This is a genomic window from Acinetobacter sp. 802_lipA, assembly GCF_058242885.1.
This window is the reverse complement of the sequence record NZ_JBZAYP010000001.1, coordinates 1,735,966-1,761,550: the sequence shown is the minus strand read 5'-3', so window position 1 is coordinate 1,761,550 and position 25,585 is coordinate 1,735,966. Positions and strand designations below refer to the sequence as shown.

Annotated in this window: 25 protein-coding genes and 1 pseudogene; 23 read left to right on the top strand and 3 right to left on the bottom strand. The window is 37.0% G+C overall.

What is annotated here, in order from left to right; translation table 11 throughout:
- Positions 1–42 precede the first annotated feature (42 nt).
- From AC4CU3_RS08710 to AC4CU3_RS08700, 3 genes and pseudogenes are all read right to left on the bottom strand, one after another.
- Positions 43–385: pseudogene (locus tag AC4CU3_RS08710) on the bottom strand (Wzz/FepE/Etk N-terminal domain-containing protein); the annotation flags it as partial.
- 31 nt (positions 386–416) lie between these two features.
- On the bottom strand, positions 417–845 hold the full coding sequence (locus tag AC4CU3_RS08705) for a low molecular weight protein-tyrosine-phosphatase (protein ID WP_017396973.1): 429 nt from the start codon (positions 843–845) through the stop codon (positions 417–419).
- A 2-nt stretch (positions 846–847) separates the two neighbouring features.
- Positions 848–1,918, bottom strand: coding sequence for a polysaccharide biosynthesis/export family protein (locus tag AC4CU3_RS08700; protein WP_045015057.1), 1,071 nt, complete (start codon positions 1,916–1,918; stop codon positions 848–850).
- 387 nt (positions 1,919–2,305) lie between these two features.
- On the opposite strand from AC4CU3_RS08700, the gene tviB reads away from it, so the two are divergent.
- The 23 genes from tviB (at position 2,306) to AC4CU3_RS08585 (ending at position 25,580) form a co-directional block, all read left to right on the top strand.
- Positions 2,306–3,583 (top strand): Vi polysaccharide biosynthesis UDP-N-acetylglucosamine C-6 dehydrogenase TviB, encoded by a 1,278-nt coding sequence (gene tviB, locus AC4CU3_RS08695; RefSeq protein WP_004684211.1) that lies wholly within the window; start codon positions 2,306–2,308, stop codon positions 3,581–3,583.
- A gap of 14 nt (positions 3,584–3,597) precedes the next feature.
- Positions 3,598–4,623, top strand: a complete 1,026-nt coding sequence (locus AC4CU3_RS08690) for an NAD-dependent epimerase/dehydratase family protein (protein ID WP_004684213.1) — start codon at positions 3,598–3,600, stop codon at positions 4,621–4,623.
- A 10-nt stretch (positions 4,624–4,633) separates the two neighbouring features.
- On the top strand, positions 4,634–5,806 hold the full coding sequence (locus AC4CU3_RS08685) for a lipopolysaccharide biosynthesis protein (RefSeq protein WP_004684214.1): 1,173 nt from the start codon (positions 4,634–4,636) through the stop codon (positions 5,804–5,806).
- 23 nt (positions 5,807–5,829) lie between these two features.
- Positions 5,830–6,399, top strand: a complete 570-nt coding sequence (locus AC4CU3_RS08680) for an acyltransferase (RefSeq protein ID WP_227555144.1) — start codon at positions 5,830–5,832, stop codon at positions 6,397–6,399.
- A 94-nt stretch (positions 6,400–6,493) separates the two neighbouring features.
- Entirely contained in the window at positions 6,494–7,042 is a 549-nt protein-coding gene (locus AC4CU3_RS08675) for an acyltransferase (RefSeq protein ID WP_004684218.1), read from the top strand.
- 33 nt (positions 7,043–7,075) lie between these two features.
- Positions 7,076–8,194, top strand: a complete 1,119-nt coding sequence (locus tag AC4CU3_RS08670; protein WP_004684219.1) for a glycosyltransferase — start codon at positions 7,076–7,078, stop codon at positions 8,192–8,194.
- A complete protein-coding gene (locus tag AC4CU3_RS08665; RefSeq protein ID WP_004684221.1) occupies positions 8,191–9,285 on the top strand; it encodes a glycosyltransferase in 1,095 nt (364 codons plus the stop codon). The genes AC4CU3_RS08670 and AC4CU3_RS08665 overlap by 4 nt, the downstream gene beginning before the upstream one ends.
- Entirely contained in the window at positions 9,282–10,421 is a 1,140-nt protein-coding gene (locus AC4CU3_RS08660) for a glycosyltransferase family 4 protein (RefSeq protein ID WP_490738110.1), read from the top strand. Before AC4CU3_RS08665 ends, AC4CU3_RS08660 begins: the two co-directional genes overlap by 4 nt.
- Before the next feature lie 32 nt (positions 10,422–10,453).
- Positions 10,454–10,993 carry a serine O-acetyltransferase gene (locus AC4CU3_RS08655; RefSeq protein ID WP_325086977.1) on the top strand — a complete coding sequence of 180 codons (540 nt, stop codon included), beginning with the start codon at positions 10,454–10,456 and terminating at the stop codon, positions 10,991–10,993.
- 154 nt (positions 10,994–11,147) lie between these two features.
- The gene (locus tag AC4CU3_RS08650) at positions 11,148–11,747 is read left to right on the top strand and encodes a sugar transferase (protein ID WP_111810692.1); all 600 of its coding nucleotides are present in this window, start codon (positions 11,148–11,150) and stop codon (positions 11,745–11,747) included.
- Complete coding sequence (locus AC4CU3_RS08645; RefSeq protein ID WP_490738109.1) at positions 11,740–12,396, top strand: NeuD/PglB/VioB family sugar acetyltransferase; 657 nt, start codon at positions 11,740–11,742, stop codon at positions 12,394–12,396. Before AC4CU3_RS08650 ends, AC4CU3_RS08645 begins: the two co-directional genes overlap by 8 nt.
- Positions 12,397–12,431: 35 nt before the next feature.
- Positions 12,432–13,607 carry a DegT/DnrJ/EryC1/StrS family aminotransferase gene (locus tag AC4CU3_RS08640; RefSeq protein WP_490738108.1) on the top strand — a complete coding sequence of 392 codons (1,176 nt, stop codon included), beginning with the start codon at positions 12,432–12,434 and terminating at the stop codon, positions 13,605–13,607.
- Positions 13,608–13,664: 57 nt separating this feature from the next.
- Positions 13,665–15,530, top strand: coding sequence for a polysaccharide biosynthesis protein (locus AC4CU3_RS08635; protein ID WP_490738107.1), 1,866 nt, complete (start codon positions 13,665–13,667; stop codon positions 15,528–15,530).
- A gap of 181 nt (positions 15,531–15,711) precedes the next feature.
- On the top strand, positions 15,712–16,794 hold the full coding sequence (rfbB, locus tag AC4CU3_RS08630; RefSeq protein WP_153566297.1) for a dTDP-glucose 4,6-dehydratase: 1,083 nt from the start codon (positions 15,712–15,714) through the stop codon (positions 16,792–16,794).
- A gap of 13 nt (positions 16,795–16,807) precedes the next feature.
- On the top strand, positions 16,808–17,716 hold the full coding sequence (gene rfbD / locus AC4CU3_RS08625; protein WP_490738106.1) for a dTDP-4-dehydrorhamnose reductase: 909 nt from the start codon (positions 16,808–16,810) through the stop codon (positions 17,714–17,716).
- Positions 17,713–18,603 (top strand): glucose-1-phosphate thymidylyltransferase RfbA, encoded by an 891-nt coding sequence (rfbA, locus tag AC4CU3_RS08620; protein WP_153566299.1) that lies wholly within the window; start codon positions 17,713–17,715, stop codon positions 18,601–18,603. The genes rfbD and rfbA overlap by 4 nt, the downstream gene beginning before the upstream one ends.
- 43 nt (positions 18,604–18,646) lie before the next feature.
- Positions 18,647–19,225, top strand: coding sequence for a dTDP-4-dehydrorhamnose 3,5-epimerase (gene rfbC / locus AC4CU3_RS08615; protein ID WP_490738104.1), 579 nt, complete (start codon positions 18,647–18,649; stop codon positions 19,223–19,225).
- 14 nt (positions 19,226–19,239) lie between these two features.
- Positions 19,240–20,481 (top strand): flippase, encoded by a 1,242-nt coding sequence (locus AC4CU3_RS08610; protein ID WP_283324850.1) that lies wholly within the window; start codon positions 19,240–19,242, stop codon positions 20,479–20,481.
- A 30-nt stretch (positions 20,482–20,511) separates the two neighbouring features.
- Positions 20,512–21,435 (top strand): glycosyltransferase family 2 protein, encoded by a 924-nt coding sequence (locus tag AC4CU3_RS08605; protein ID WP_283324851.1) that lies wholly within the window; start codon positions 20,512–20,514, stop codon positions 21,433–21,435.
- Positions 21,436–21,448: 13 nt separating this feature from the next.
- Positions 21,449–22,528: a glycosyltransferase gene (locus tag AC4CU3_RS08600; RefSeq protein ID WP_490738103.1), complete on the top strand. Its 1,080-nt coding sequence runs from the start codon at positions 21,449–21,451 to the stop codon at positions 22,526–22,528.
- Entirely contained in the window at positions 22,528–23,802 is a 1,275-nt protein-coding gene (locus AC4CU3_RS08595; protein ID WP_490738102.1) for a hypothetical protein, read from the top strand. Before AC4CU3_RS08600 ends, AC4CU3_RS08595 begins: the two co-directional genes overlap by 1 nt.
- The gene (locus AC4CU3_RS08590) at positions 23,803–24,531 is read left to right on the top strand and encodes a glycosyltransferase family 32 protein (RefSeq protein WP_138742806.1); all 729 of its coding nucleotides are present in this window, start codon (positions 23,803–23,805) and stop codon (positions 24,529–24,531) included. It abuts the gene before it with no gap.
- Positions 24,528–25,580: a glycosyltransferase family 4 protein gene (locus AC4CU3_RS08585; RefSeq protein ID WP_138742805.1), complete on the top strand. Its 1,053-nt coding sequence runs from the start codon at positions 24,528–24,530 to the stop codon at positions 25,578–25,580. The genes AC4CU3_RS08590 and AC4CU3_RS08585 overlap by 4 nt, the downstream gene beginning before the upstream one ends.
- The last annotated feature ends 5 nt before the right edge of the window (positions 25,581–25,585 follow it).

The following is a 25,585-nucleotide window of genomic DNA, read 5'->3' as shown; positions in this document are numbered from 1 at the left end:
CTTTTTCTGAAGAGAGTAGTTTTTTAAAGAAGCTATTATTTTGATCTTGAATACTGATGTTCAGATTGAGGTCATCAATCACTTTGCCTAACACCATTCTAGAATTTAAGATCTCAATCTCTGCATCGGCAGGCGATTTTTGACCAAGACCACCAGAGACTTCTTTGAGTTCGCCTAGTAATGCAGCAGACGCGGCACTTTTGCCATCTTCGACTTGAACTAAAGCATCCGTAGAATATATGGAAGGTGTGGTGCGAATATAGAGTAAGGCACAGATTAAACTTAATATGATGCAAAGAGCGATAGTTTTCCATTGAGCAACCAGAGAAAAAAAGAGCTCTTTTAAATCAATAGTATCATCTTCAGTTTTTGAGTTTTGAGTCATAATTTAACAACTGATTATTCAATAATTTATATTAAAAATGTGGCATCCAATCCTGAACATAATTGCTTATGTTTTTACAGGACTCATTAAAAAAGTCTTGATCGTGTTGATAAGGGTCAGGGACATTTTTTCCTTGCCAGTGGCCTAATCTAAAGACCTTACCTTTTGCAAACGGCCATTGTTTTTCTATATGCTGAGCCTGATTCGTACTCATTACTAGAATTAAGTCTGCTTGCTTAATTAAAGATGCATTGATCTGTTTTGCAATATGTGGACGCATATCAATATTAAATTGGTCCATACAATGAATTGCTTTTTCATCTGCATGATGTCCTACCATTGCGGACAATCCTGCAGATTCAATGTGTTGTTTTGGGCAATTCGTCTTTAGGAAATATTCTGCCATCGGGCTACGGCAAATATTTCCGACACAGACAACGAGTATATTTTTAAACGCCATAATTATTTCCCAAGCTGATCAAAACTATAAAGTGCGCTCGAGAATGGAATGATCTGATTGACTACACGCTGCCAACGAGTCAAACCAGTTGCATCAATGTATACAATGTCATTCTTTTTCATGGAAAATTGATTGGCTAATGCTAGATTACCAATACTACTCAAATTTAAGTGATAGATAGTTGACTGCTTCTGATCTAAATCTGTACGCATGACATAAATTCTAGCTGCACTAGCTGAGTAAGGGTTAATCCCTTCACTTTCACCCAATACATCACTTAAAGACATGCCTTGATCGCGTAAGTTAATCGCTTGGCTTTTACTTGATTCACCCATGACATAAAGTTTTTGATCTTGTTTTGTATTTACAAAAATTGTGTCATTCGGGCGAATTAATAAATTATGTAGTGATAAACCATTTTTTTCGAGTTGAATGGTATTTAAATTATACGTAGCGCCATTACGAATGAGTTGAATATTAGTGGTGTCGCCAGTTTTGGTATCAATACCACCGGCTTGACCTAGTGCGGTATAGAGGCTGATTGGTTGATCATTTAAAGTGTATTGTCCACTTTTAAGTACTTGACCATTTACGAAGTATCTTTTGCCTTCGTAAGATAACACTCTAACGACAACATCAGGGTGTTTTAAATATTTACTAAATTGACTACGCAAATATGTATTCGCTTGAGCAAGCGTTTTCCCAGCAATTTTAACTGACCCGACTAAAGGAAGCTGTACATTACCGTTAGGATCAATGGGATAACCAACAGCTTTTACATTAGTTGCATCTTGAATTGGTGGTGTAATTTCAGGATAAGCCCAAAGTTGGATCGACAGAACATCACCTGCACTTAACTTATATATGGATTGCTGATGCTGAAATAACGTTTGAATTTGAGCTAAATTTTGCGAATTCGCTTGAGAAATAGCAGGAATATTATTTTGTGTCAAAGGTACAACATTTAATTCAGCACCTTGATCTGTTTTATAGGAACCTTGTTGTGGTAAATCATATGTCTGAAGTCCAGGGGTCATTGCGCATCCTGTAATTCCTAAACTCAAAACCAGCATAATAACGCTATAACGATAGTAATTCACTCGAATATAAATCCTATTTATAAATTTGAATGTTTTTGAACGGGCCAATGAACCCTAATTGTACGTTTCAGACTGCAAAATTCTATACTATTCGTGCTATTTAATATAGTTATTGATGTTTTAAAACGTAATTCCATTAGGTTTTTTATAAAATATAAAAAATGTACCTGAGACTTTGATCCTAACAAAATAGCATATAGAAAAAAAGACCATAGATTTGATCTATTTGAATCGGGAAGTATGACTTTTTATGTATGTTTAGAACATCATTACACAATCGAAATTTGATTTTCTGATATAATTTAACGCTATTTACAACATAACGATGATTGATAATTCATCGATGACATAGGCTTCAGTATGTTACAACTCTCCGAATTAAAAATTGCCATCATCGGATTAGGTTATGTTGGTTTACCTCTAGCTGTAGAGTTTGGAAAAAAAGTTCCTGTGGTGGGCTTTGATATTCACCAGAAGCGTATTGATGAGCTACAGAGCGGACAAGATCATACTTTAGAAGTTTCACCAGAAGAATTAAAGCAAGCAACGCATTTAAGCTACACCACAAACTTACAGCAGTTAGCAGACTGTAATTTCTTTATTGTGACAGTGCCAACCCCGATCGATGAATTTAAGCAACCCGACCTGACTCCCTTGGTTAAAGCATCCGAAAGTATTGCTAAAGTACTGAAAAAAGGCGATGTGGTTGTCTATGAATCAACGGTTTATCCAGGTGCAACTGAAGAAGTTTGTATTCCTGTTTTAGAAAAAAATTCAGGATTAAAATTCAATCAGGATTTTTATGCAGGTTATAGCCCAGAGCGTATTAATCCAGGCGATAAATTGCATCGTGTCACCAGTATTCTAAAAATCACCTCAGGTTCTACACCCGAAGTCGCTGATTTTGTCGATGAAGTTTATAATCTTATTATTGAGGTAGGGACGCACAAAGCGCCAAGTATCAAAGTCGCAGAAGCAGCAAAAGTGATTGAAAACACGCAACGTGATGTGAATATTGCGTTAATTAATGAACTTGCTTTGATCTTCAATAAAATGGGTATTGATACAGAAGATGTACTCACAGCTGCGGGGACAAAGTGGAACTTTTTACCGTTCCGCCCAGGTTTAGTGGGTGGGCACTGTATCGGGGTTGACCCGTATTACTTAACCCATAAAGCACAGTCGATGGGTTATCATCCTGAAATTATTTTGGCAGGCCGCCGTTTAAATGATGGTATGGGTGCTTATGTGGTGACTCAACTGGTTAAAGCCATGTTGAAAAAACGCATTCAAGTTGAAGATGCCAAGGTCCTCATTTTAGGCTTAAGCTTTAAAGAAAACTGCCCAGATATTCGTAATACACGCATCATTGATATCGTCAATGAACTCAAGGAATATCACACTCAAATTGATGTTTATGACCCTTGGGTAGATGCAGCTGAAGCTGAACATGAGTACGGCATTAGCCCAGTACAGGCGCTGGAAAATGGCAAATATGATGCTGTAATTTTGGCTGTTGCCCATCACCAGTTTAAAGATATGGGCGTGCAAGCCATCCGTGCCTTAGGTAAATCTGAGCATGTGTTATATGACTTGAAATATGTGTTATCTCAAGCCGAATCTGACCTTCGTCTATAAGAGGACATACCACTATGAATCAATATCAACAGGTATGTGCAAACCTACAAGCTACACCCAAAACTTGGTTGGTGACGGGTGTTGCGGGCTTTATAGGCTCGAATCTTTTAGAAACTTTACTCAAGCTCAATCAAACTGTGGTAGGTTTAGATAACTTCGCCACAGGGCATCAGCATAATTTGGACGAAGTACAAAGCTTAGTGACTGCGGAGCAATGGGCAAAATTCAGCTTTATTGAAGGTGACATACGTCAGTTTGCAGATTGCCAAAAAGCATGTGTAGGTGTGGATTATGTCTTGCATGAAGCAGCGCTCGGTTCTGTACCGCGTTCAATTGCTGACCCCATCACCACTAATGAAACCAATATCAGTGGTTTCTTAAATATGCTCACTGCAGCACGTGATGCAGGTGTTGCAAGCTTTACTTATGCAGCCAGCAGTTCGACTTATGGTGATCATCCCGCATTGCCAAAAGTAGAAGAAAATATTGGTAATCCACTTTCACCCTACGCAGTGACGAAGTACGTCAATGAGTTATACGCAGACGTATTTGCGAAAACTTATGGGTTTAAAGCAATTGGCTTACGTTACTTTAACGTGTTTGGACAACGCCAAGATCCGAAAGGCGCTTACGCAGCAGTGATCCCGAAATGGACATCATCAATGATTGCTGGTGAAGATGTGTTTATTAACGGTGATGGTGAAACCAGTCGAGATTTCTGTTTTATTCAAAATGTTGTGCAAGCGAATATTTTAGCTGCGACAACGCAAAGCGATGAAGCAAAAAATCAGGTCTATAATGTGGCACTAGGCGACCGCACTACTTTGAATGCGTTGTACCGTGCTATTCAGGCAGCGCTTGCGACAAATGATGTGAACTTTGAGCGTGATCCTGTTTACCGTGAATTCCGTGCGGGTGATGTACGTCATTCACAAGCGAGCATTGCCAAAATTGAGCAGCATTTGGGTTATGCACCGCAGTTCAAAATTGACGAAGGTATTCAGTTGGCTATGCGTTGGTACGTAAACAACTTAAAATGATATTGAACAGATGATTGCGAAAATTTTCGCAAAATATCAGTCCATTGGACTGATTACATTAAGTTTACTGGTCGGTGCGATAATTACATTTATCGCACTTCCTGTTTTAACACGCCTATATTCAGTTGCTGACTTTGGTGCTTACGGGATTGCATTGGCGATTGTCAGTATTTTATCCACGGTTGCCAATTTACGTCTTGATCAAGCATTGTTAGTCGCGGACGAGCAAGATAAAAAGAGTCTGATTTTTGAAGGGGCTGTATTCTCAACTGCGATTGCTGTCATTAGTGGCATCGTCATCAGTGCAATTTTAAATGTTGAAATGGCAGGGGCTGTTGCCACAGGTGTGCTTGCCAATACCCTGATTCAAAGTCTGTATAATTATCAATTTTCCGCACATAAAGAATATTTCTGTGCAGGTTTAAATGTTTTTCGTAGTGCTATTGTGTTAGCGGTTCAACTGTCCTTACCGCTCGTGATGCAAATTAGCTTGGTGAACAGTTATAACGTCAGCTCCATTATCATGATTGTCGCGGTGCTGATTTATTTACTGAAGTATCAGCTCTATCAAGTGAGTTGGCAGACATTTAAAAATTATAAAGACTTTATCTATGCCAATACGCCCCATGCCTTACTGAATAGTTTTTCGCATAACTTGCCCTACTATGTTGTGTCGCATTTTGTCGGTGTGCAGGCGATGGGTTTCTATGCCATTGTCGAGCGTACCCTTCGTGTACCGATCAATCTGATTTCGCAAACCTTGCGTCAGTTTTTTATTCGCAAATTTAAAAACACCGAATCCAATCAAAATGCCTTAAAGGCGAGTGTGCTGCTTAGTCTGGTTTCACTACCGTTATTTGCCATTTTCTTCATTCTGCCTGAATCTTTATATTTATGGGTTTTTGGCAGTGAATGGGTGGGTATTTCGAGCTATTTCCAAATTTTAGCTTTGGGCTATTGGGCGATTTTCTGTAATCCACCAAGCTCGGCTTTTCTGATTGCTCAGCGCAACAGCCAAGTGTTGTTTAAGTTGCAAATCGTAGAACTCATCATTAAGTTCGCTTTATTTGCAGGCTTCTATGCTGTCTTTGTTGATAAAGTGTATATGTTACTTGCGGTGCCTGTGGCATTAATTTTCTATAACTTTGCCATTTTATATGGGGTGTGGAGAAACAAAAACTGATGTTTTTTAAAATCTTAAAATACATGAATTGGTTTGCTTCACAGTGCCGTAAAGTGATGTACAACATGGCATTTGGCACACAATTTCGTTACTTCGGCAAAGCCTGTACCCTAGAGATTAATGGCCAAGTCAAGATCGGTAAGAATGTCTATATTGGTGATCATGTCAGTTTAATTGTCGAGCAAGGTGCGATTTTAGAAATTGCAGATAACAGTTTTATTGGTGAAAGCTGTTATATCAAATGCTTTGGCGGAAAAGTGTCGATTGGTCAAGATGTCAGCATTAATTCTAAGTCTTTTATTAATGGTTGTGGTGGTGTAAGCATTGGTGACAATACCCGTATTGGTACGCAAAGTATTTTGATTGCTAGTAATCATAAATTTGGTGAGCCTGATCTGTTGGTGAAAGATGCTATTACCAAGCAGGGCGTGAGTTTAGGGAAAAATATTTGGCTTGGTGCACGAGTTACGGTACTTGATGGTGTAACTATTGCCGATGATAGCGTGATTGGTGCTTGCAGTTTGGTTTCTAAACCTTTACCTGAATCAGGGGTGTATGTCGGTATTCCAGCCAAAAAAATCAAATCCGTATAAAGTGCTATGCATATCGTAAAACATATTTTCAGCGTAAAATATTCAGCTTAATTTTCTCCCTTTTGATTTTCTGATCCTGACATAGGTCATGCGTATGGCATTTATGGTTTCTGCTTTTCGACAGCTGTTTGATCTTGCTTATTTTATGGCAAAGGGCAGTGTGGCATATGCACGTAAAAAGGGGGTGAAAATTGGTGAAAACTGCCGAATTTATATTAAAAATTGGGGCTCAGAACCGTTTTTAGTCTCAATTGGAGATCATGTCACGGTGACTTCAGGCGTGAAATTTATTACCCATGATGGCAGTACCTGCTTAGTCAAAGATGATAAAGGCAAACGCTATCAACGTTTTGCTCCGATTCAAGTTGGTTCGCATGTCTTTATAGGTGTGAATAGCATTATTATGCCGGGCGTGAGCATTGGCTCAAATGTCGTGATTGGTGCAGGTTCGGTGGTGACCAAAGATATTCCTGACCATAGCGTGGCGATTGGTGTACCTGCCAAAGTGGTGTCGAGCTTTGCTGATTATCAAGCCAAAATTCAAAGCATCTGTGCCAGTGATAGCGACTTGGTTGGCATTACCGATTACCGTGCCCGTGTGGAACGTGCCATTTCGATTCAAGCCTCAAAAAACCATCTTTAATATTCTCCCATTTCATAAAGTTTAGGTCTGCATATGTTGAATAAAGTCATGTTCTTTTTGCCAAGCTTGGGCGGTGGCGGTGCAGAACGTACGGTCATTCAACTGGCGAACAGTTTTGCTGAACAAGGACTTAAAATTCATTTAGGCGTATGTGACCTGAATGGCGATAAAGCCAAGCTGTTACCCGAAGTGAGTTCTAAAATTGAATTGGTCAATTTTAATTGCGGTCGGGTGATGAATAGCATCACGCCTTTAAAAATAAAAATGAAATCTGAGCAATATGATTGCTTAGTGGCCACGCAAACCCATACCAATATTGTGGCAGGGATTGCGAAAAAACTCTCAGGTGTTGCAACACGTTTGATCTTCCGTGAAGTATCTACGCCGTCAAAAAATATGAAGTTGCAAGGCATTGCTAAATTTGTGCTGAAAACTTTGGTGAATTGGACTTATCCCATGGCACAGCAAGTGATCTGTGTCTCTAAAGGGGTAGAAGCCGATTTTCATGAATATTATGGCTATAAAAATAATAATCTCGGCACCATTTATAATCCTGTGCTAGATGATGTCTATTTTGAAAAACTTAAAGCGCCAGTCACACATCAATTTTTAAATGATAGTAATAAAGTGATTTTGGCAGTGGGGCGTCTCACTGAAGCAAAGAACTTTGGTTTTCTGATCCGCTCCTTTAAAGCCTTGCATAATCAGCATCCTGAAACCCGATTATTGATTTTAGGTGAAGGCGAATTACGAGCTGAGTTTGAGGCTCTAGTGGCTGACTTGGGTTTAAACGATGTGGTGGATTTGCCGGGCTTTGATGCCAATCCATACGCTTATTTTAAATATGCATCGCTGTTTGTTTTAAGTTCCAATTGGGAAGGTTTACCGGGTGTACTGATTCAGGCACTGGCTTCTAAAGTGAAGGTGGTCAGTACCGATTGCCCAAGTGGACCAATGGAAATTTTAGACCATGCAAAATTTGGCTTATTGGTCGAATGCAATGATCAAGTTGGCTTGATGCAAGCCATGCAACAGGCGATTTTTGCCGATTATGTACATTATTCAGAAGCTGACTTTGAAGCACATATTCAGCAATTCCATAAAGCAACGGTATTGCAGCAGTACTTAAATATGATGGAGTCTGCAATATGAATAAACCGTTAATGGTACATGTGATTACCAATTTTGCAGGCGTGGGGGGGGCTGAGATGATGTTGGCACGCCTGATTCAATGTACTGAACACCAATACGAACATGTGATCATTGCATTGATGAAAACCTCTGAGGTTTATCAACGTACTTTAGATTGTTGTCAGTCATATTATGCACTGCAGTGGAATGGTTTAAATACGTTGGGTACGATTCAAAAACTGCGTGGTTTACTGAAACAACTACAACCCAAAACCGTGCAATGTTGGATGTATCATGCCAATGTGCTCACAAGTTTAAGTATGCTTGGTTTAGCTCAAAAACCGAATGTGGTGTGGGGCATTCATCATTCTCTTGCTTCTCCTAAAGATGAATCCATCAGCACGAAAATTGCCTTAGGCTTAAGCAAAATACTGTCCCAACAAGCCAGTGCCATTATTTATTGTGCGCATTCGTCTATGCAGCAGCATCAGGCCTTCGGCTTTAAAAATGGCAATAGCCAAGTGATTGCCAATGGTGTTTTTCTCGATAAGTTTCAGCCGAATTTACAGTTAAAGGAACCAACGGTGATTGGTTTTGCTGGACGTTATCATACCGCCAAAGGTTATCCATACTTATTTGAAACCATGGGTTTGCTGAAAGATAAAAACATCATCTTTAAAATTGCTGGCAGCGGCGCGAGTTTAGAAAATCCCGAAGTCAAAGCTTTGTTTGAGCTGCATCAGTTAGATGCTCGAAAAGTGCATTTGCTTGATCAAATCTCGGACATGCCTGCTTTTTATCAATCGATAGATGTATTTCTAATGACTTCAATCACCGAAGGTTTTCCGAATGTTTTGGTAGAAGCGATGGCCTCAGGTTTACCCTGTATTAGTACCGACGTGGGCGATACCAAATATATTGTGCAGGATTTAGGACGGATTGTTCCGCCACGTAATGCGCAAGCTTTGGCACAAGCAATTTTAAAATATGTGCAGCAAAGCAATGATGAAAAATTGCAGTTGAAACAAGCCGTGCGAGAGCGCGTAGAAGCGTATTTTAGTATTGAGCAAGTGAGTCGGCAATATATGCAAGTTTGGGAGCAAAGCCGTTGAAATTTCTAATGATCAGCAGTTTTCTGCCTTCGGTTTTAAATTTCCGCGGGAAACTGCTGGAAGCCATTCATGCGCAAGGCTATGAAATTCACATTATGGCACCTGAATTCGCATCATTCCCAGAAGAACAGCAAAAACTGCAAGCCCTTGGCTATCATCTGCATGAAATTCCCATGCAGCGCACAGGCACTAATCCGCTGGCGGATTTAAAACTGTTAAAACATATCTATCGGCAAATTCGTCAAATTCAGCCTGAATATGTGCTGTCCTATACTATTAAACCTGTGATTTATGGCACGCTCGCGTCATGGCTGGCGAAAGTGCCACATCGTTTTGCTTTAATTACTGGTCTGGGTTATGCCTTTCAAAATGTAGAAGCGGGTAAGCGCAGTCTGTTTCAAAAACTGGTGCATGGCTTATATGCGCAAGCATTAAAACGTAGCGACAAAGTCTTTTTCCAAAATCCAGACGATTTAAAGCTGTTCCAAGACATGCATTTGCTTGATGCTGATAAACCCACTGTGGTGGTAAATGGCTCAGGGGTGAATGTGCAAGATTTTGATGTCATGCCTTTACCGAAAGATGATGCAGGCGTGGTCAAAGCCTCATTCTTGCTGATTGCACGGCTTTTGGGGGATAAAGGTGTGCGTGAATATGCTGAATCGGCACGTATCATCAAAGCACAATATCCTGAAGCTGAGTTTCATTTGGTCGGTTGGATTGATGATAATCCATCAGCTATTTCTAAAGCCGACCTCGATGAATGGATTGCAGATAGTCTCCTCAAATATTGGGGTAAACTGAGTGATGTGCGTCCAGCAATTGCTGCCAGTTCGGTTTATGTGCTGCCATCCTATCGTGAAGGCACGCCACGTACGGTATTAGAGGCGATGGCTATGGGACGGGCGATTATTACCACTGATGCACCCGGTTGCCGTGAAACAGTATCGCATGGTGTGAATGGTTATTTGGTCGGGGTGAAATCAGTCGATGAGCTGGTGCAAAGCATGCAGTACTTTATTGAAGATCCAAAATTGATTGAATATATGGGGCAGCGTTCGCGGGAAATTGCGCTGAATAAATATGATGTGCATCAAGTGAATAAGCACATCATGGCTGAAATGGGTATCCATTAAAGGCGATTCACCCAATTTAAGAGGCGATCCAGATGACTTTAAAATATATAAAAAGTGATTTATACCGTTATACTGGTCATGTGAGTTTGAAAACCTTTTTGAAAACTTATTTTTTCAATCGCGGTTTTAATTTTTCATTTTGGCTACGTTTGGCCAGTGCAAAATCTTTTTGGGCGAAGTTGGCTTATCCGATTTATTATTATAAAAAAAAGCAGTACGGCATAGATATTCATACCACAACTCAAATTGGCTATGGCTTGTTTATTGGGCATGGCGGGCCGTTGGTGGTCAATCCGACAACCGTGATTGGCAATAATGTGAATTTATCGCAATTTACCACCATTGGTGCAAATGGCGGCCGTCAAGCCGCAGAAATTGGCGATAATGTTTATATTGGGCCCAATGTCTGCATCATTGAGCATGTCAAAATTGGCAATAATGCCACTATAGGTGCGGGCAGCGTGGTGACGAAAGACATTCCTGAAAATGCAACTGCAGTAGGAAACTACGCGAAGGTGATCAGCATGAATAACCCGGGTCATGCAGTCAATCGTCGTTGGACAGATCTCTAAACAGCTATATTGTTTGGCGGTTTTTAGAACAGCGACTACTTGAGTCCCTTTGACCGTTGAAATATTTTACAAATCTGATGGTGTCGAACAGGGTATAATCATTGCTAGAAATGGATACCATTTCCCCATCTTCATCTAATCTTAAGAGTGAACCATGTTAAAGCGGTTATTGGATATTGTTATTGCATCATCTGCGCTGGTGCTGCTGTCTCCTATTTATGCTTTGGTGGCTTATAAGGTGAAAAAAAATCTAGGCTCGCCTGTCTTATTCCGTCAGGTACGTCCGGGTCTGCATGGCAAGCCTTTTGAAATGATTAAGTTTCGCAGCATGAAAGATGCACTGGATACAGCAGGGAATCCTCTACCCGATAGTGAGCGTTTAACGCCTTTTGGTAAAATGCTACGCGCCACCAGTTTGGATGAAATGCCAGAGCTATGGAATGTCATTAAAGGCGATATGAGTATCGTAGGGCCAAGGCCTTTGTTGATGGAATATTTACCTTTATATAATAGCGAACAAGCCAAACGTCATGAGGTGCGCCCCGGTATTACGGGTTATGCGCAGGTGAATGGCCGTAATGCCATCTCATGGGAAAAGAAGTTCGAGCTGGATACATGGTATGTTAACAATCACTCCCTCTGGCTCGACTTTAAAATCATGCTAAAAACGGTAAAAAAAGTGCTCGCGAAAGATGATATTAGTGCAGAAGGTGATGTCACTATGCATAAATTCACAGGCAGCAAATATGACTAAGCTTTATGCCGTATATGGTGCTTCGGGGTGTGGACGTAGTTTGATGCCTGTAGCACGTCAACAATTAGCACGTCAGCAAGAGCCTGCTGAAATTGTGTTTATTGATGATGCCTTGACTGAAATTACGATAGTGAATCGTCATCGTGCCATGAACTACCAACAATTTAAAGCACAGCCTGTATCTTTCAAAGCAGTACTGATTGCAATTGCTAACAGCCAAGCACGTGAAAAAATTGCACTGAAACTAGAGCAAGATGGTCTTCCATTGTGGTCAGTGCAGGCAGATAATACGCTGCTGATGGATGCGGTAGAACTTGGCGCAGGTGCTGCGTTGAGTCCTTTTGTCACGATTACATCCAATATTAAAATTGGCAAATGTTTTCATGCCAACTTATACAGTTATGTCGAGCATGATTGTGTGATTGGTGATTTCGTCACGTTTGCACCAGGCGTAAAATGTAACGGCAATATTCATATACATGCACATGCCTATATTGGCGCGGGTGCGATGATTAAGCAGGGCACACCTGATCAGCCTTTAGTGATTGGTGCAGGTGCCATTGTTGGTATGGGTGCTGTCGTGACCAAAAGTGTACCCGCAGGCGTCACTGTGGTGGGTAATCCTGCCCGAATTGTGACTTCAAAATAGATTTTTAAACTCGATTTTTAGACTGGGAAAATTCCATGTTAAACACTGCATTTGAGCCTTGGCCAAGCTTTACCCAAGCAGAAGCCGACGCGGTGTCAAAAGTCCTATTATCCAATAAAGTGAATTATTGGACAGGTCAGGAATGCCGTGAATTCGAAAAGGAATTTGCACAGTTTGCAGGAACTCAGCATGCAGTTGCCGTTGCCAATGGTACAGTGGCACTCGATTTAGCCCTCAAAGCTTTGGGTGTTGGTGTAGGGGATGACGTGATTGTCACCTCACGGACTTTCTTGGCTTCAGCAAGTTCAATTGTGACGGCAGGCGCCAATCCTGTTTTTGCCGATGTTGAACTGGATTCACAGAATATTTCACGTCGTACCATTGAAGCTATTCTTACTCCGAAAACCAAAGCCATTATTTGTGTGCATTTGGCGGGTTGGATGTGTGATATGAACCCGATCATGCAGTTGGCTGAGGAAAAAGGCATTTTTGTGATTGAGGATTGTGCCCAAGCGCATGGTGCAATGTACAAAGGCAAATCAGCTGGTTCAATCGGGCATATTGGTGCATGGTCTTTCTGCCAAGACAAAATCATGACCACGGGCGGTGAAGGCGGTATGGTTACCACCAATGATGAAAATTTATGGAAAAAAATGTGGTCATATAAAGACCACGGCAAAAACTTTGATAGCGTCTATAACAAACAACATCCACCGGGTTTCCGTTGGTTGCATGACAGCTTTGGCACCAACTGGCGCATGATGGAAATGCAGGCTGTTATCGGACGTTTACAACTCCAAAAAATGCCAGAATGGACGCAAGTGCGTAATGCGCATATGCGTCGCGTTTTAGCAAGTTTTGAAAATAACCCTTATTTTACTGTGGCAATGCCACCTGCGAATTATGTTCATGCGGCATATAAGGCTTATGTCCAAGTGAATACAGCACAATTGCCAGAAGGTTGGTCGCGTGATCGCATTATGGCGGAAATTAATGCACTGGGTGTGCCATGCTTTAGTGGTTCATGTTCAGAAGTGTATTTAGAAAAAGCCTTTGATGGAACACCATGGCGACCTGAGCAACGATTGGTCAATGCCAAAAGCTTGGGGGACAGCAGTTTAATGTTCTTGGTACATCCGACTTTGTCCGACAGCAACATGCAAAAAACGGTGGATAGTATCCAACAGGTGATCTCACAAATCTCCATGTGAAACAGCGTATAATTTGCCATGCAATTTTTTGCCTTCATCTAGCCCGTTGAGTCCATCGTGAAAGACATTATCCGAGTTATTGCATCATTACCGCGCCGCCAAAAACAAGTTGTTTTAGTGGTCATGGATATCTGTGTCCTGCCTTTGATGATGTGGCTGGTTTATGCCATTCGACTAGCCAAACCAAATGTTCCGGTGATGGAAGGTTTAGATTTTTGGTATCTGTATGTCGGTGTCATTGGTGTCGCAATTTTTGCCTTACTCGGTATTTATAGTGCGATTGTGCGCTCCTTCAATGAAGATTATTTGCTACGGATCTCGATCGCGACATTTATCCAAATTGTTGGTTTATATGCAGTTAAGAAGCTCGGTTTAGCTTTTATTCCCATGAGCATTCCACTCATGTACGGCTTTGTGCTGTTTTCTTGGATGTGGTGGAGCCGTGCTGTAATTCGCTATGCCACACTGCGTACTTTTGTGAAAAAGCAAAACCGTAAGCGTGTCGCGATTTATGGTGCAGGGCTTGCGGGGCAGCAAATTGCGGCCGCATTATATCGCTCGGATGACTATTTGCCCGTCTGTTTTATTGATGATAAAGCTTCGCTACAAGGGCAGTCTTTAAGTGGACTAAAAATCTTTTCACCGAAAAAGGCGCTTGGAGCATTTCGTAAGTTTCACATCGAAGAAATATTACTGGCTATGCCATCTGTAAGTCGTGCACGTAAAAAAGCAATTATTGAGTCTTTTGAACCGTCTAATGTCAAAATTATGGAACTGCCAGGGGTCACCCAACTGGTGGGCGGGCGAGTTCAAGTCTCCGATATTCGAGAAGTCGATATTATTGACTTACTGGGGCGTGATCCAGTACCACCCAAGTTAGACCTTTTAGAAAAAAATATTAAAAATAAAGTGGTGATGGTAACTGGTGCAGGTGGATCAATTGGTTCAGAACTTTCCCGTCAGATCGTGAAGCATCAACCAAAATGCCTTGTTTTATTTGAAATGTCTGAATTTGCACTGTATTCCATTGATCGCGAATTACAAAACGCAGGTGTAGAAGTAGTGCCTATACTAGGTTCTGTAACTCACCAAATAAAGTTGGAACGTATATTGCAAAACCATGCTGTGCAAACGGTTTACCATGCAGCAGCTTATAAGCATGTTCCCTTGGTTGAGGCCAACCCCTTTGAAGGGATCTATAATACTTCAATTGGTACGGCCCGTAGTGTTGACGCTGCTGTGGCTCAAGGGGTTGAAACCTTTGTCCTGATTTCTACTGACAAAGCTGTACGCCCAACCAATGTCATGGGTGCATCGAAACGGATGGCAGAATTGTATTGCCAAGGTTTAGCTGCCACAAAACCGCAAACACAAATCAGTATAGTTCGTTTTGGTAATGTATTAGGTTCATCAGGTTCTGTCGTTCCTTTGTTCAAAAAACAGATTGAAAAAGGTGGACCTGTTACAGTAACTCACCCTGAGGTGACTCGTTATTTTATGACTATTCCTGAGGCTGCGCAGTTGGTGATTCAGGCGGGGGCAATGGGAACAGGCGGAGATGTTTTTCTACTGGATATGGGTGAACCCGTTAAAATTGTTGATTTGGCTAAACAGATGATTCGTCTAAGTGGGTTTAAACCTATGGATAAAAAAGGCTTAGGGGATATCGCAATTCAGTTTACTGGCCTACGTCCAGGTGAAAAACTATATGAAGAGCTACTCATCGAATCTGAAAATGTGACTAAAACCGACCATGAACGAATTTTAAAATCGTATGAGCATTTTTATCTTTTTGATCAAATTAACAGCGTATTTTTGCAGTTATCTGATTTATCTGAACAAGGAGAGAATCAGGTAAAAATTAAAAATATCCTACAAACCTATGTAGAGGGTTACAAAACCAAAGATTTGCACAAGAATTGATATATTTTATTGATGTTCATTTGATAAAGCCTAACGTGTTCAATTAAACTATTTATACAATTCATTCACATATTTTGAATAAAATACTGAAATAGTTTTAGAATAAAGAAACATCTTATTTATCTATAGATAACCTAAAATTATTTTGCTATCAATCAATTTAAATTAAGAGCAGGAAAATATGAAATTATTGGTAACAGGCGCTGCTGGTTTTATTGGTTCAGCAGTCGTTCGCCATATTATTCAAAATACACCCCATCAGGTACTCAATGTCGATAAACTCACTTATGCTGGTAATTTAGAATCGTTGGCATTGGTTGAAAATAATGAGCGTTATCAATTTTCCCAAACTGATATTTGTGATCGCATTGCATTAGATCAATTATTTGAAAGTTTTCAACCAGATGCTGTGATGCATTTGGCTGCTGAATCGCATGTTGACCGTTCAATTACAGGCCCTGCTGCATTTGTTGAAACCAATATTATTGGAACATACCAGTTGTTGGAGGCTGCTCGTCATTATTGGAACGGTTTAAGCGAAGATAAAAAGCAAGCATTTCGTTTCCACCACATTTCAACGGATGAGGTTTATGGTGACTTAGAAGGTACAGATGACTTGTTCCTTGAGACAACACCGTATGCTCCAAGTTCACCATATTCAGCAAGTAAGGCTAGTTCAGATCATTTGGTTCGTGCATGGCACCGAACCTATGGTTTACCTGTCGTTTTAACCAATTGCTCAAACAACTATGGCCCTTATCATTTCCCAGAAAAGCTGATTCCATTAATTATTTTGAATGCCCTCAATGGCAAAGCATTACCTGTATATGGTAATGGGAATCAAATTCGTGATTGGCTATTTGTAGAAGACCACGCACGTGCTTTATATAAAGTGGTTACTGAGGCTGCTGTTGGTGAAACTTATAATATTGGCGGTCATAACGAACAAAAGAATATTGATGTTGTTAAAGCCATTTGCACATTGTTAGAAGAGCTTGCACCAAATAAACCAAATGGTGTGGCTCGTTATGAAGACTTGATTACTTATGTGACAGATCGCCCTGGTCACGATTTACGCTATGCAATTGATGCAAGCAAAATTCAAAAAGACCTCGGTTGGGTGCCTGAAGAAAGTTTTGAAACGGGTTTAAGAAAAACCGTTGAGTGGTATTTGAATAACCAAGCGTGGGTTCAACATATTCAAAGTGGTGAATATCAAAATTGGATCAATCAACAGTATCAGGTTGCAGAAGAAACAAATTAAGTTGCGTAATACTATGAAAATACTGTTGTTAGGAAAAAATGGCCAAGTGGGGTGGGAGTTACAGCGTGCACTCCAACCACTTGGAGAGGTGATTGCTTTAGATCGTCAAACAAACCCTGAGGGTTGGTGTGGTGATGTTGCAAACTTTGCAGAAATCTCAAAAGCCTTTGAACAAATTCGTCCCGATATTGTTGTGAATGCAAGCGCTTATACTGCTGTAGATAAGGCTGAATCTGATGCTGAACAGGCACATCTTATCAATGCTTTAGCAGTTAAGCACTTGGCTGAGGAATGTCAAAAGCATAGTGCATTGTTGATTCATTATTCAACAGACTATGTGTTTGATGGCACAGGTGTTTTGGCATGGAAAGAGGATGAACAAACAGCCCCAGTTAATTTGTATGGTCAAACTAAACGAGATGGTGAGCTTGCTTTAGAGCAAAGCGGAGTTTCATTTCTAAATTTCCGTACCTGTTGGGTCTATGCGGCGCGAGGAAATAATTTCATTAAGACCATGCTTAAATTGGCGCAAATGAAAGAAGAGCTGAATATCATCCAAGATCAAGTTGGTGTACCTACTGGAGCAGCACTGATTGCAGATGTCACGGCTCAAGCTATTCGCTATTATACTTTACAGTCGGATGAACAAAAAATACTGCTGCACGGTCATTACCATTTAGCGCCTACAGGTGAAATAACATGGTATGATTATGCACAATTTGTGTTTGCACAGGCACGTGAACATAATCAACCGCTGATTTTAAAACAAGTGAATCCCATAAAAACACAAGCTTACCCAACACCAGCAAAGCGCCCTTTAAATTCACGTTTAAATACAGATAAGTTACAACAAAATTTTAAATTACACCTGCCACATTGGCAGCAAGGTGTAGCACAAGTATTAGAGGAACTTCTTCCATGAGTCAAATAAAACGCAAAGGCATTATTCTTGCGGGTGGGTCAGGTACACGTTTGTATCCAATTACTATGGGAACGTCAAAACAGTTACTCCCAATTTATGATAAGCCTATGATTTATTATCCTTTGTCAGTTCTGATGCTGGCAGGGATTAATGAAATTTTGATTATTTCGACACCAGAAGATTTACCTAATTTTGAAAAACTTTTAGGTACAGGTGAAGAGCTCGGAATTAAACTTTCTTATAAAGTCCAACCATCACCAGATGGTCTTGCTCAAGCCTTTATTTTAGGGGAAGAGTTTATTGGTGAGGATAATGTTTGTCTGATTTTGGGCGATAACATTTTCTATGGTCAACACTTTAGTGAGCAACTCAAACGTGCAGCGTCACAAGTTAGTGGTGCAACAGTCTTTGGTTATTATGTAAATGATCCTGAACGTTTTGGTGTAGTTAACTTTGACGCAGAAGGAAAGGCTCTCAGTATTGAAGAAAAGCCTGAACAACCAAAATCAAACTACGCGGTAACGGGTTTATATTTCTATGACAACAAAGTTGTTGAAATTGCTAAAAATATTCAGCCATCGTACCGTGGTGAACTAGAAATTACCGATGTAAATAACCTTTATTTACAGCAAAACGAGTTGAATGTTGAAGTGCTTGGCCGTGGTTTTGCGTGGCTAGATACAGGTACGCATGACTCATTGCTCGAAGCAAGTCAGTTTGTACAAACAATTGAACACCGTCAGGGTTTGAAAGTGGCGAGTTTGGAAGAAATTTCTTTCAACAATGGATGGATCAATGCCGATCAGCTCAAAGCGCGTGGCGAGTTCTTTAAAAAGACTGGCTATGGTCAGTATTTGCTTAAATTGCTTAAAGAGCACCAAGCATAAGCATTGCTAGAAAAAAAAGACTAGATAAAACTGAGTGATACGAATGAATATTATTGAAACAAAAATTAATGGCCTACTCATACTTGAACCACGCGTGTTTGGAGATGACCGTGGTTGGTTTATGGAAAGCTTTAACCAAAAAAACTTTGAACAAGCTTTAACAGAGCGCGGTCTTGAGGTTCCAAATTTTGTTCAGGATAATCATTCGTACTCTCAAAAAGGTGTACTGAGAGGGTTGCATTATCAACTGAATCCACATGCTCAGGGCAAATTGGTACGTGTAGTACAAGGCCGTGCTTGGGATGTGGCTGTCGATATTCGCCAAGATTCTCCTACATTTGGTCAATGGGTTGGTGTAGAGCTTACTGGTGAAAACCATAAGCAGTTTTGGATTCCTTCTGGTTTTGCACATGGCTTTATAGCACTCGAAGATAATACTCAGTTTTTATATAAGACCACGAATTACTACTCTAAGGAATGTGAAAGAAGTATTGTATGGAATGATCCAGATCTTGCGATTGATTGGCCTGTTGAAGAAGGATTGAATATAAAGCTAACTGATAAAGATCGAAATGCTTTACTACTCAAAAAAGTTTGTATGGCTAAAGATTTTTTTAAATGAGATACTAATTTAAAATGAATTTGGTTAAAAAAAATATATTTATATTAGTATTTATTCAGGGAATTAATTATTTATTTCCTTTGTTGACCATACCATTTCTTTCGAGAGTTTTTGGTCCTGAAGGAATAGGTGCATTAACACTTGCTCAGGCAATAATACTGTATTTAGGATTCATTGTTGATTTTGGATTTGGTCTTACTGTTACAAGAAAGATAAGTTTAGCAGAAAAAAATAAAGATCAAAATCAAATAAACAATTTATTTACACAAACATTAATACTTAAAATAGTTTTTTTTATAGTTTTAGTTTTTTTTGCGGGGCTAATAAGTCAATTTGTTGAGAGTTTAAGTGATGTCAAGCAATTAATATATATAGGTTTTTTTTCACTTTTGGGGGCTGCAATAAATCCTGTTTGGTTGTTTCAGGGGTTGCAAAAGATGAATACATTGATAATACCTGCAGTTCTTCCAAAAATAGTTGTGATACTACTTATATTTAATTTCATTCATACTAAGCAAGACATTAATTTAGCAATGCTTTTGTTGTCTATTAACGCACTTGCTGGTGGAATAATATCTTTTTATTTTATTTTTAAAATGAATTTAGCCTCATTTTGTAAGATAAAATTAAATGATTGTTTAGATCTAACTAGAGAGTCATTTTATATTTTTATTAGTTACTTGGGTACTAGTTTTTATACTACACTAAATACATTCATAATGAGTTTTTACGTAAATTTAAAGCAACTTGGTATTTATAGTTCGGCAGAAAAAGTTACAAGTACAGCACAATCTTTAATGATTCCAATTAGTCAAGCTATATTTCCAAATTTGGCTTGCTTTAATTCAAAAAATGAATATATAAGTAATTTAAAAAAATATGGATTATTTTTATTTTTTGTCTCTTCGTGCATAACATTTAGTTTGTATTTCTTATCAAAACTTATAATTCTTACACTTTTTGGTACGCAATTTAAGGAGTCAATTCATCTTCTTCAAGTTTTGAGTTTTTTACCGATGGTGGTATCTATAGGTATTATTTTTGGTCAATGGGGATTAGTAATTATTGGGCAGGCGAAGCTGTTAGGTAAAATATATCTATTTTTTGGATGTTTACATTTGACCTATGTTTTTGTAATGCTTATGAAATTTGGTATATTTGGAGCAGCTATATCAATATTAATTACTGAAACTTTGATTTCCTTTTTTTTATTTCTTATGTTTGTAAGGCAATTAAAAAAATGGGTTATAATATAAAGTTAAACCATTTGACTGAATAGGTGATATATGAATTATATAGTTGTACTAAATTGGAATTCGGAAAATGAAACTATAAATTGTGTGAACAGTTTATTAGAATTAAAAAATTTTTCGGATTGTAGACTAATAATCTGTGATAATAATTCGTCTAATTCCTCTTATGAGACAATAAAAAGCCATTTGTCATCACTGAAAAACAATAATTTTGTGGAGTTAAATGAAGAAAATATTGATAATGATAATTACAATTGTAATATTGTTTTAATTAAAAATAAAGAGAATTATGGCTATGCTGGCGGAAATAATAGAGGGATTCAGCTTGCTTTGAACGATAACGATATGGAAAATGTGTGGATATTAAATAATGATACTGTTGTTCAGCCTGATACTCTGATTGAAATTTTAAATAAAAAAAATACAAGTGATGAATATGGGATAATAGGCTCTCGACTTGTAAGACTGGATGATAAACACAGTGTTCAAGGCATTGGTGGATTGGTACATAATTACTTTTTTACTACTAAGGAAATAGGTAGGCAATTTAATATAGAGGATGAAATTGATGAAGATAATTTTGAGAAAAAAATTGATTACGTAATTGGGGCTTCTTTTTTCGTTACAAAAGATTGTCTGAAAAAAAATGGATTCTTATGTGAAGATTATTTTTTATATTACGAAGAAATAGACTATTGTAACAGAGCAAAAGAAAATGGTTATAAAATAGGAATAGCATCTAAAAGTATAGTCTTCCATGAACAAGGTGTTTCAACTAAGTTAAGTGACGTCGCAGATCAATGCCAAGTACTTAATAGAATCAAACTTGTAAAAAAATTTAATAAGAAAAGACTGTTACTTGTAAAAGTTTTTACGTTTTTAGTTATTCTTAATAGATTCAGACGTAGAGAATTTAAGAGAGGACTCAACTATTTAATTTATACTTTGAAATCTTAATTTGAGAAATTTAATGAAAATTTTTATACAACTACCTGCTCACTTGTCAATCAATGAATGGAAAAAAAAATTTGATAAAGATCAAATTTTAGGAATAAATGATTCTGAGTCACCATATGGGTATGCCAGATTAAATAATAAAGGACATACTGTCGAGTTTTCAGATTCTCCTCGTAATATGATTATATGTAAAATTATCAGAAAACTATTAGGTTTTGATTTATTTAATGTATTGAGATTCAGAAATAAAATTTTCAAATCTGATATTGTTTGGACACATACTGAAGTTGAATTTTTAGCAGTATCTTTTTTATTAATTTTTTGGAAAAAAGACGTTAAAATACTAGGTCAGAGTGTTTGGTTGTTAGATAAATGGTCTAAATTTTCTTTTTTAAAGAAAATGATATATTTGAATTTAATTAAGCGTGTGGATATATTAACATTTCTTTCTATATTAAATAGTAATTTAGCAAAAGAAAAATTCTATTTTTCTAAAGAAAAAATTAAAGTCGTAAAATTTGGAATACCTACTGAGAAAATGTATCCAGTAAAAGAGAAATATATTAAGGAAAAATACTTAAATATTGTAGCTATCGGCAATGATATCCACAGAGATTGGGAGTCGCTAGTAAAAGTTTGCGGTGGAAAGTCTAATGTAAAATTGACTATTATTTCAACAACAATAAATCATCAGATTATTGGAAATTATAAAAATATTGAAGTAAGAACTTTTAATAATAAAAAAGATTTTGTTGAATTTGTATTGAAGCAAGATTTATCAATTGTTCCATTAAAAGATAATTTACATGCGAGTGGATTAACTGCAATCCAAGAAAGTATAATTTTTGGAATTCCAGTTTTATGTTCCAATAAAGGAGGTTTAAGTGATTACTTTAATAATGAAGTTGTAACTTTTTATAATAATCTTGATCTAGCTGACATAATAGATCAAGTACATGATAACTATAATCATTACTTAAGAAAAGCTAGTAATGCTCAAGAGTTTTTAATTAAAGAAAATATTAATGCTAATGGATATATTGATAGACAATTAGAATTATCCAAATCTTTGTTTAATGAGGCTGTCATCTAATGGATGCTTGGGGTTTATTTTGGATTTTTCTAACAGTTTTTTTATTTCCATTTGGGTATAAACCTATAATTATACTATTATCTATTGCTTCAATTTTTAGTGCTGGGAAAGTTTTTTCAATAGGTTCTAGCGATGTGCCAATATTTTTCTTCGTTGAAATTATGGTAATTTTGCGATTAATTCTTCCAAATAAGAATCATAAATTTCTTACCTTTAAAGATAGTACGAGCTTTGTTTACTTACTATTTATTATTTCGTTATGGCTATATACCTATTTGGTCGCAAATTTATTCGGAGATTTAAGAGTGTTTTCTTCCATAAATACAATGGAAGATAATTATCGAACTGGCGGTGTTTTTCTAAATTGGAGTAGTGCTAACATAAATCAGCTAATGTTGCTGACTGCTCATTTACTTCTTGCTTTAATTTGCTATAAGAGAAAAGATGTTATCTCTAAAATTTTTTATTTTAAAACTATTGTTTTAACTTCGCTAATTTTTATATTTATCAGTTTTATCTGGAAATTTCAACCTGATTTGTATTCTATTATTGGATTTTATATTTTTAATAATTTGGGTTATGCTATTAATGCATTACACGAGGCTAGATTGTCTGGTACATTTTTAGAGCCATCAGCAGCTGGATTATATATTTCTACTCTTTGTATACCATTTCTTGTGCATGAGAATAAAAATATAAAATTATTAGGTTTAGTATTTATTTATTTATCATTTTTAAATTTATCAAGTACTCTGTTTTTTTCTTTAATAGTTTCTTTTTTGATTATTTGGTTCAGTACAAAGTTAAAACTAGACTATAAAGTTTTATGGGTAATGCTTTTAATAATTCTAATTTCTCTATTATTCTTTTTATTTGGTGATGAATTTTTTTCCTATATTGACTCAAAAAGTTTAAGTCAATCTGGTGAAGTTAGAGCAGAAGTAAATGCTAATTCTATTGTTAATATTTATAAAAGTTATTTTTTTGGCATTGGATTGGGAAGTGAAAGAACATCATCTATGTTCTTAACTTTATTTAATAACTTAGGTTTTTTATTTGGTCCATTGCTTATATATATAGTCTACAGGCTACTTTCTCCTATTCAAAATGATAAAGTAGGCTATACTCTAAGAATGATGCTTTTAATTTCTTTCTTTGGATCCTTTGTTTCTATGCCTGAACTAACTAATCCAATAATGTGGAACCTTATATTTGCAAATATTTTTTATAGAAGTTCAGCTATTGTTGATGAATCTAAAAAAGGAGCTAATTAAATGATAGCTAAGCATATTCATATTTTTTGGTTTGGAAAATCGGAAAAATCTGATGATATCAAAAAATTTAATTCTACATTAGATATTTTAAAAAAATCTGGTTATAAAATTTTTGAGTGGACAGAAGATAATTATGATGTTTATAAGAATGATTTTACAACTTTTTGTTACAACAATAAGAAATGGGCACATTTATCAGATTATGCTCGTTTAGATATTTTATTTAATCATGGTGGAATATATTTGGATCAAGATATTGAGGTGGTTAGAAACTTTGATAATTTATTGAAACTAAATATGTTTATAGGTTTTATGTTTGATTGTAATTTAGGTACAGCAGTTATAGGATCACAAAAGAAAAATGAGCATGTCAAAAATATTTTGGACTTATATGATACTTTAAATATATCTGTAGATTCACCAAATAATGACTTATTTACTCAGTACTTTATAGATAAAGTAGAGGGTTTTAAACTGAATGGTAAAGAGCAGATGGTAGATGGCATTAAGGTTTTTCCTAAAGAGGTTTTTGAGCAGCCATCATTTTTTAAAAAAAAGAACTATACAATTCATCATTTTGAAAATAGTTGGAGAGAAAAATCTAAATTTAAGCGAAATTTTCAAAAAATAGTAAAAACTATAATTGGGCTATATTTTTATAGAATTTTAATGTGTAGAAAGTCTTTAAAAATTTCACCATTCTATCAAGAGTGGAAGAAGTACCAATGATCTATATTAATGCAAGATTTTTAACTCAAAATACTACAGGTGTTCAAAGATTTGCTTTAGAAATATGTAAGTCTCTTTCAAAAAAACGTGATGATATAGTCTTTTTGGTGCCAAGTGTTGATTTAATTATCGATAAGTCCTGTTTCAATGAGTTTAGTATCAAAGAGATTAAGGGAGGTTTTGGTCACTTTTGGGAGCAATTTACTTTACCTAGATATCTTAGGTCTTTAGGCAATCCTTTGTTGATTAATTTGTGTAATACGGCACCAATTTTTTATGGAAATAAAATTTCAATCATTCATGATGTTACTTTTTTAAGATATCCTGAGAGTTATTCGTTAAAATTTCGTGCGTTTTATAAAGTTTTAATTCCACTTGTTTTAAAAACTAGTAAAAAAATATTAACAGTCAGTAATTTTTCTAAAGATGATATCTCTAAAGAATATAATTTAGATAAAGGAAAAATTGATGTAATTTATAATGCAGTATCAGATTTTTTTTATCCTCTTGTAACAGAAAAATTGGAGAAGACATATGCTTTAGCAGTATCTTCACCAAATAAACATAAAAACTTCCCAAATCTGATTGATGCATTTCTAAAATCAAATGTAGATTTAGATTTAAAAATTATTGGTTCACTGTCAAATGCATTTAATGATCAAACTTCACTTGTCAATAATGATCCTAGAATAAAATTTTTAGGTAGGGTTGGTGATCAAGAGTTAGTCGAGCTTTATCAAAATGCTAAATTTTTTATTTTTCCTTCTTTGTATGAAGGTTTTGGAATCCCACCTCTGGAAGCTCAGGCGTGTGGTTGTCCTGTTATTTCTTCAAACGCAGCATCATTACCTGAAGTTTTAAAAGAATCTGCATTTTACTTTGAACCTAATGATGTTAATTCTATTAGGGCAGCAATCGAATTTGTAAATTTAGATACTGTTTTAATGGAAAAGCTTGTAATTGATGGGTATGAAAATATAAAACGTTTTTCTTGGGATAAATCTGCACAGAAGCTTAATGAAATTATTGATCAAGTTTTATCTCAGTAAATCTT

Coding starts and splice junctions, on each gene's coding strand:
- rfbC (WP_490738104.1), top strand. CDS start 18,647: ATGAATATTATTGAAACAAAAATTAATGGCCTACTCATACTTGAACCA.
- rfbD (WP_490738106.1), top strand. CDS start 16,808: ATGAAAATACTGTTGTTAGGAAAAAATGGCCAAGTGGGGTGGGAGTTA.
- AC4CU3_RS08705 (WP_017396973.1), bottom strand. CDS start 845: ATGGCGTTTAAAAATATACTCGTTGTCTGTGTCGGAAATATTTGCCGT.
- AC4CU3_RS08640 (WP_490738108.1), top strand. CDS start 12,432: ATGTTAAACACTGCATTTGAGCCTTGGCCAAGCTTTACCCAAGCAGAA.
- AC4CU3_RS08690 (WP_004684213.1), top strand. CDS start 3,598: ATGAATCAATATCAACAGGTATGTGCAAACCTACAAGCTACACCCAAA.
- AC4CU3_RS08670 (WP_004684219.1), top strand. CDS start 7,076: ATGTTGAATAAAGTCATGTTCTTTTTGCCAAGCTTGGGCGGTGGCGGT.
- AC4CU3_RS08595 (WP_490738102.1), top strand. CDS start 22,528: ATGGATGCTTGGGGTTTATTTTGGATTTTTCTAACAGTTTTTTTATTT.
- AC4CU3_RS08610 (WP_283324850.1), top strand. CDS start 19,240: ATGAATTTGGTTAAAAAAAATATATTTATATTAGTATTTATTCAGGGA.
- AC4CU3_RS08675 (WP_004684218.1), top strand. CDS start 6,494: ATGGCATTTATGGTTTCTGCTTTTCGACAGCTGTTTGATCTTGCTTAT.
- AC4CU3_RS08600 (WP_490738103.1), top strand. CDS start 21,449: ATGAAAATTTTTATACAACTACCTGCTCACTTGTCAATCAATGAATGG.
- AC4CU3_RS08590 (WP_138742806.1), top strand. CDS start 23,803: ATGATAGCTAAGCATATTCATATTTTTTGGTTTGGAAAATCGGAAAAA.
- rfbB (WP_153566297.1), top strand. CDS start 15,712: ATGAAATTATTGGTAACAGGCGCTGCTGGTTTTATTGGTTCAGCAGTC.
- rfbA (WP_153566299.1), top strand. CDS start 17,713: ATGAGTCAAATAAAACGCAAAGGCATTATTCTTGCGGGTGGGTCAGGT.
- AC4CU3_RS08655 (WP_325086977.1), top strand. CDS start 10,454: ATGACTTTAAAATATATAAAAAGTGATTTATACCGTTATACTGGTCAT.
- tviB (WP_004684211.1), top strand. CDS start 2,306: ATGTTACAACTCTCCGAATTAAAAATTGCCATCATCGGATTAGGTTAT.
- AC4CU3_RS08645 (WP_490738109.1), top strand. CDS start 11,740: ATGACTAAGCTTTATGCCGTATATGGTGCTTCGGGGTGTGGACGTAGT.
- AC4CU3_RS08605 (WP_283324851.1), top strand. CDS start 20,512: ATGAATTATATAGTTGTACTAAATTGGAATTCGGAAAATGAAACTATA.
- AC4CU3_RS08685 (WP_004684214.1), top strand. CDS start 4,634: ATGATTGCGAAAATTTTCGCAAAATATCAGTCCATTGGACTGATTACA.
- AC4CU3_RS08700 (WP_045015057.1), bottom strand. CDS start 1,918: ATGCTGGTTTTGAGTTTAGGAATTACAGGATGCGCAATGACCCCTGGA.
- AC4CU3_RS08585 (WP_138742805.1), top strand. CDS start 24,528: ATGATCTATATTAATGCAAGATTTTTAACTCAAAATACTACAGGTGTT.
- AC4CU3_RS08665 (WP_004684221.1), top strand. CDS start 8,191: ATGAATAAACCGTTAATGGTACATGTGATTACCAATTTTGCAGGCGTG.
- AC4CU3_RS08650 (WP_111810692.1), top strand. CDS start 11,148: ATGTTAAAGCGGTTATTGGATATTGTTATTGCATCATCTGCGCTGGTG.
- AC4CU3_RS08680 (WP_227555144.1), top strand. CDS start 5,830: ATGAATTGGTTTGCTTCACAGTGCCGTAAAGTGATGTACAACATGGCA.